This is a genomic window from Bacillus sp. B15-48 (genome assembly GCF_016879755.1).
Lineage (GTDB): Bacteria > Bacillota > Bacilli > Bacillales > Cytobacillaceae > Mesobacillus_B.
This window is the reverse complement of sequence record NZ_WOFU01000025.1, coordinates 1-5543: the sequence shown is the minus strand read 5'-3', so window position 1 is coordinate 5543 and position 5543 is coordinate 1. Positions and strand designations below refer to the sequence as shown.

Annotated in this window: 3 protein-coding genes, 2 rRNA genes and 1 pseudogene; all 6 read left to right on the top strand. The window is 40.8% G+C overall.

Annotated features, from left to right (window positions below; translation table 11 throughout):
* Positions 1 to 129 (top strand): 23S ribosomal RNA (locus GNT69_RS25155); the annotation flags it as partial.
* An 84-nt stretch (positions 130 to 213) separates the two neighbouring features.
* Positions 214 to 330, top strand: a 5S ribosomal RNA gene (gene rrf, locus GNT69_RS25150).
* 500 nt (positions 331 to 830) lie between these two features.
* Complete coding sequence (locus GNT69_RS25145; protein WP_203557724.1) at positions 831 to 1544, top strand: MOSC domain-containing protein; 714 nt, start codon at positions 831 to 833, stop codon at positions 1542 to 1544.
* 6 nt (positions 1545 to 1550) lie between these two features.
* Positions 1551 to 1708 (top strand): annotated as a pseudogene (locus tag GNT69_RS25970) (cobalamin/Fe(3+)-siderophore ABC transporter ATP-binding protein); the annotation flags it as partial.
* Positions 1709 to 2025: 317 nt separating this feature from the next.
* Positions 2026 to 4080, top strand: coding sequence for a formate dehydrogenase subunit alpha (gene fdhF, locus GNT69_RS25135; RefSeq protein WP_239094466.1), 2055 nt, complete (start codon positions 2026 to 2028; stop codon positions 4078 to 4080).
* Between the two features lie 71 nt (positions 4081 to 4151).
* Positions 4152 to 4964, top strand: a complete 813-nt coding sequence (fdhD, locus tag GNT69_RS25130) for a formate dehydrogenase accessory sulfurtransferase FdhD (RefSeq protein ID WP_203557721.1) — start codon at positions 4152 to 4154, stop codon at positions 4962 to 4964.
* Positions 4965 to 5543: the final 579 nt, after the last annotated feature.

Sequence of the window (5543 nt, the reverse complement as noted above, 5' to 3'; positions counted from 1 at the left end):
CCTCAAGATGAGATTTCCCATAGTTTATACTAGTAAGATCCCTGAAAGATGATCAGGTTGATAGGTCAGAGGTGGAAGCACGGTGACGTGTGGAGCTGACTGATACTAATCGATCGAGGACTTAACCTAATAAGTTAAGATTGATACTCGAATTGCTTTTCTTCTTACAAACTTTATCTAGTTTTGAGGGAACAAACCTCATTTTAATAATCGTCTGGTGGCGATAGCGAGAAGGTCACACCCGTTCCCATGCCGAACACGGAAGTTAAGCTTCTAAAGCGCCGATGGTAGTTGGGGGTTTCCCCCTGCGAGAGTAGGACGTTGCCAGGCAAAACACAAAAAACAGCTGAAAATGGCTGTTTTTTTTGCGTTTTAAGATTCCGAGTACTAGAATTAAAAGCGTTGATGAATATATTTATAAATATATTTGTTAATAGAGTCAGAAAAGAATCGATTGTCGCGCCGATTAAATTATTTTTATTGAAAAAGGCAAAGTCACTGGAATAGGAACACATCAAGAATTAATCCTAACTCATCCGCTATATCGTGAGTTTGCCGAACACCAGCTGGCTTGAGAGAGAGAAACCTTTCTAAATGTATTTGAATACTGCGATTGTTAAGACAAGCATAGGGGGATCTGTTTGTTTACAAGAATTATACGTAATAGTGAATATGTTCTCTTTTTACACGAATAAAACCTTCATTGAACAAGTACATTTAATATCTGTTTAAACAAATCCAAAAAAAGGATTGTTTTTAAACAATCTCCTTTTATTCAAAAGAATCATGCTTTACTGTCAAAAAGGTTGGGGAGTTAAGGAGGAATCACGATGAGTGCACCGTACATAAAAAAGCTATTAGTCGGTAAAGTGAAGAAAACAGGTAATCCTAATGCTGCAAATCCAATGGCTCGACAATGGGAGAGTGGCATATTTAAACATTTTGTTCATGATAAGGTTTGGCTTAATAAAACAGGATTATTAGGTGATGAAGTAGCTGACACAAAGAACCATGGTGGCCCAGAGAAAGCAATCTTTGCCTATCCAATTAAACATTATGATTTTTGGAAGGAAGAATTGGGGTTAGCAGCAATTGATATTGGTGCAATGGGAGAGAACATGGCTGTTCATTCTATGGATGAGCACTCTGTATGTATAGGTGATACTTATCAAATCGCTGATGCAGTTATTCAAGTATCGCAACCACGGCAACCATGTTGGAAGCCTGCTCGTCGTTTTCGCCTGATAGACTTTGCTTTCCTTATCCAGCAATCGGGAAGAACGGGATGGTATTTTCGCGTTTTAAAGGAAGGTTTTGTTCAAGAAGAATCTTCGTTGACATTGCTAGAACGACCCTATCCACAATGGACTATTTCTAAGTGCAATGAAGTCATGCATATAAAAAAAGAGGATTTAAAGCTAGCAGAAGAACTTTATTCTTGCCCGTTTCTAGCTGAAAGTTGGAAGCGTACATTATTGAAACGATTAGCAGGAGAGAAGCTATCCATCAATAATCGTGTGTATGGTCCAAACAAATTGTATTGATCCCCTATGAAACAGTGGTCTAAAGAAGCTGAAGAAGCAGTCACTCGTGCACTTGAATCAACCAATATGCTCCACTTAAAAGACCGCGCAGTTGATTCACTGGCAGGCGGCCGACGTCAACGAGCTTGATCTCTTTAACCTTAGCACAGGAAACGGATATTATTCCCTTCATAATGCGGGCTTTTGAGGAGCTTATTGGTATATAACGCATGGTTTTCCAGACTTGTATGAAGGATTGAGAAATTCTGCAATTAAACAAGGCATTTAATTTTCGCAAAATTACTCTTAAGGTAGGGTCTTACTGCCCGTTAAGAGTGGGATAAAACGAAAAGCCTCCATTTATGAAATCTATTTGACGGTCAAATGAAAGTGTAAGTTAAATTGACTTAATATTCTGATATATATATACTAATTACAATATCAATTGCCTTACTTGACTGAGCGGAAGTAGAAACCGTGTAATTAAAAGGAGGTTGTACGAATGGCGACAGTGGAGGGAGTTAAAACAACAGAGACGATTTGCAGCTTTTGTGGAACAGGGTGCGGTTTAATCATAGAAACAGAGGATAGCAAAATTGTAAAAGTAAAAGGCGATAAAAACAATCCTTCAAGTCATGGTGAAACCTGTGTTAAAGGTGCATTAGGCTGGGGGTATGTTAACAGTTCGCGAAGGTTAACCGAACCGTTGATTAAAAAAAATGGTCAGTTTGTTTCTGCCTCATGGGACGAAGCGTTAGAAGTGATTGCGAGAAATTTTAACGATACAAAAACGAAATATGGACCAGATGCATTGGGGTGTTTTAGCTCCTCACGCTCGACCAATGAACTGAATTATTTAGCAGCAAAATTTATGCGAACCGTTATTGGTACGAACAATATTGATAGCTGCAACCGAACCTGACATGCACCGAGCGTCACCGGTCTGGTGACTGTGTTTGGAACTGGGGCGGCTACGACGTCTTATGATGAGTTAGAAAATACCGATGTGATTATCACGTGGGGAAGCAATACTCAAGAATGTCATCCGATTATTTTTAATCATATGAGGCGGGGAGTGAAAAATGGCGCAAAGCTAATTGTGATTGATCCGCGAAAAATTGACCAGACTAAACTCGCTGAAAAATGGCTGCCGGTCAAAGTGGGATCCGATATCGCCCTTGCCAATGCTATGGGTCATGTGATTATCGAAGAGGGCTTGTATAATCAAGAGTTCATCGACCGAGCGACTTTTGATTTCGAAGCGTACAAAGAGCATGTTCAAGCCTATTCGCCTGAAAAGGCAGAGCAAATAACCGGGGTGCCAGCGGAAGACATTCGCTATGTTGCTAGACTGTACGCCCTGGCAGAAAAAGCGATTATAAACTGGACATTAGGCATTACCGAGCACCATAACGGGACCGAAAATGTCTTTTCGATTATTAATCTTGCTTTATTAACCGGTCATATTGGTAAAGAAGGATCAGGCTTAAATCCATTAAGGGGGCAAAACAATGTCCAAGGTAGTGGCGACATGGGCGCATTACCTAATCGCTTAACCGGGGGCTGGGATTATGATGATCCAAAAGCTAAAGAACTTTTTAAAAAGGTATGGGGAGTGGAGGTCCCAGAAAAGGTAGGGAAACATCAAACAGCGATGCTTGATGCGATCGAAGCAAAAGAATTGAGAGCACTCTATGTCATTGGTGAAAACCCTGTCCAATCCGATGCGGATGGCAACCATGTTGAAAACTTATTTGATAGTCTTGATTTTATCGTCGTCCAAGATATTTTAATGACGAAAACGGCTCAGATGGCAGACGTCGTCCTGCCTGCTTGCGGCTGGTCAGAAAATGATGGAACGATTACCAATTCGGAGCGTCGAATTCAAAGGGTTCGCCCCGCTATTCAAGGGCCAGGAAGTGCGCGCCAAGACCATTCGATTGTTCAGGATATTGCCAACTGTATGGGCGCGAATTGGAATTATTCTTCAGCGGAAGAGATCTGGGAAGAAATTCGTCAAGTGGCGCCAAACTTTGCTGGGATTTCCTATCAAAGGGTGGACAACGAGGGTGGAATTCAGTGGCCATGTCCAGACGAATCCCATCCGGGGACCCGTTATCTTCACTCGTGGTTATGGAAAGACGATGTTCAAAACAGAGCGCCGTTTAAACCAACGTATTATCAGCCGCCTGCTGAGGAGCCAGATGAGCATTATCCATTTTTATTAACAACCGGAAGAAGACTTTCATTTTATAATACAGGGGTGCAAACTCAAGATTATAAGAAAATGAAAAATAACGAAGAATTCCTCGAGATTTGTGAACAAGATGCGACCGCTTTAGGGTTACAAGATGGAGACATGGCGAGGGTTTCATCTAGGAGGGGGACGGTCACAACCAAAGTCAAGATTAGTAAAAAAGTTTATTCAGGATTAGTGTTTATGAGTTTCCATTTTCCCGAGCAAACGAATACAAATCATTTAACGATTCAAGCAACGGACCCAATCGCCGGCACGGCCGAATTTAAAGCATGCGCGGTGCGAATTGAACGGATCTAATTTTTACAGGGGTATAAATAACAGAATTTTTTGATTGTTAGGAAATATGCTATTTTTAGGAAGTGGGGTTTTTGAAAAATAAACCTGTTGCAAGCAGAAGAGTGTTAACTTATGAAAATAATGTAGCCTCATGGGTGGAGGACAAAGTCGCGACTGAATTTGCCTGTACGATTAAAATCAATGGCGAGGAATACACGACCATCGTCTGTACGCCGGACCATCTAGAGGAATTAATAGCCGGATTTTTATTATCTGAAAAGATTCTTAGTAGAATTGAAGATATCAAGAATCTCTGGATCGACGAAAGAGATGGATTGGCACATGTGACCGCAGAGAATGTGAATGAACTGTTTAAACGATTCTTGACGAAACGATATATTACCTCTTGTTGTGGAAAAGGGAGAACGGGATTTTACTTTTTAAACGATGCTCGTACGGCCAAAGTAATGAAGCCATATCGTTTATCGATTTCAATTGAAGATTGTTTTCGAATGATGGAGCAACTGCATCAATCGGCTACGGTTTTTCAAGAAACAGGTGGCGTCCATAATGCCGCTCTTTGCGATCAAAATGGCATCGTTGTTACTCGGGCAGACATTGGGCGCCACAATGCCCTAGACAAAATCTACGGATATTGTTTGCAGAATCAAATTTCCTTGCATGATAAGGTGCTCATTTTTAGTGGCCGTATTTCATCGGAAATATTGATCAAATGCGCCAAAATCGGCTGTGAAATTGTCGTTTCCAAATCAGCCCCAACCGAACTAGCCTTAGACTTAGCCGACCAACTAGGCATTACCACAGTCGGCTTCGTCAGAGGGAAATCACTCAACATCTATACACATACCGATCGTATCCATGGGAAACACGGAGGCAGTTCTTAAAGAGGACGATCGGAAGTTTTGCACGAGAGGGGAAGCATGGGGACGTACCTTGTGCTTCTTCTTAATATTAATTATTGTTTAGTGGGTTGATGATTTTTTATGATGTGGGAAACAAATAGGAATTTCCTGGGGATCTTGTTAAGGTTGCAGCTAAAAGTATATGCCAAGTTTGATAGGTAACCATTAAAATCTGCTGTTAAGTAACGGTGAGGCCAACGATGAAATTTCCTTGGAAGCGTTGGGTACGTCCCTATGCTTCCAAAGAAGGGGATTTGCATTTTTCTAGCTTTTAGTGTGCTAAAGGGAAGTTGACTACATTCTGGTTGAGCTAAATCACTAAATGAATGTTTCTGTTATTTCATTCAGGTGTAATAATTAAAATAACGAATTAGCAGAGAGGGATGATCCCATTGGCCATGGAGGAATCAAAAGCAAAAGTTGGAATTAACCCGGAGTTTTTGCCTTTTTTAAAAGGAAAAAATGTGGAATCAATTGATGAAGATGTTAATTTATCATTAGCTATGTATTTATTTACTGCAAGAAAACTGACACTTGCACGAGCAGCTGAGCTTTGTGGAA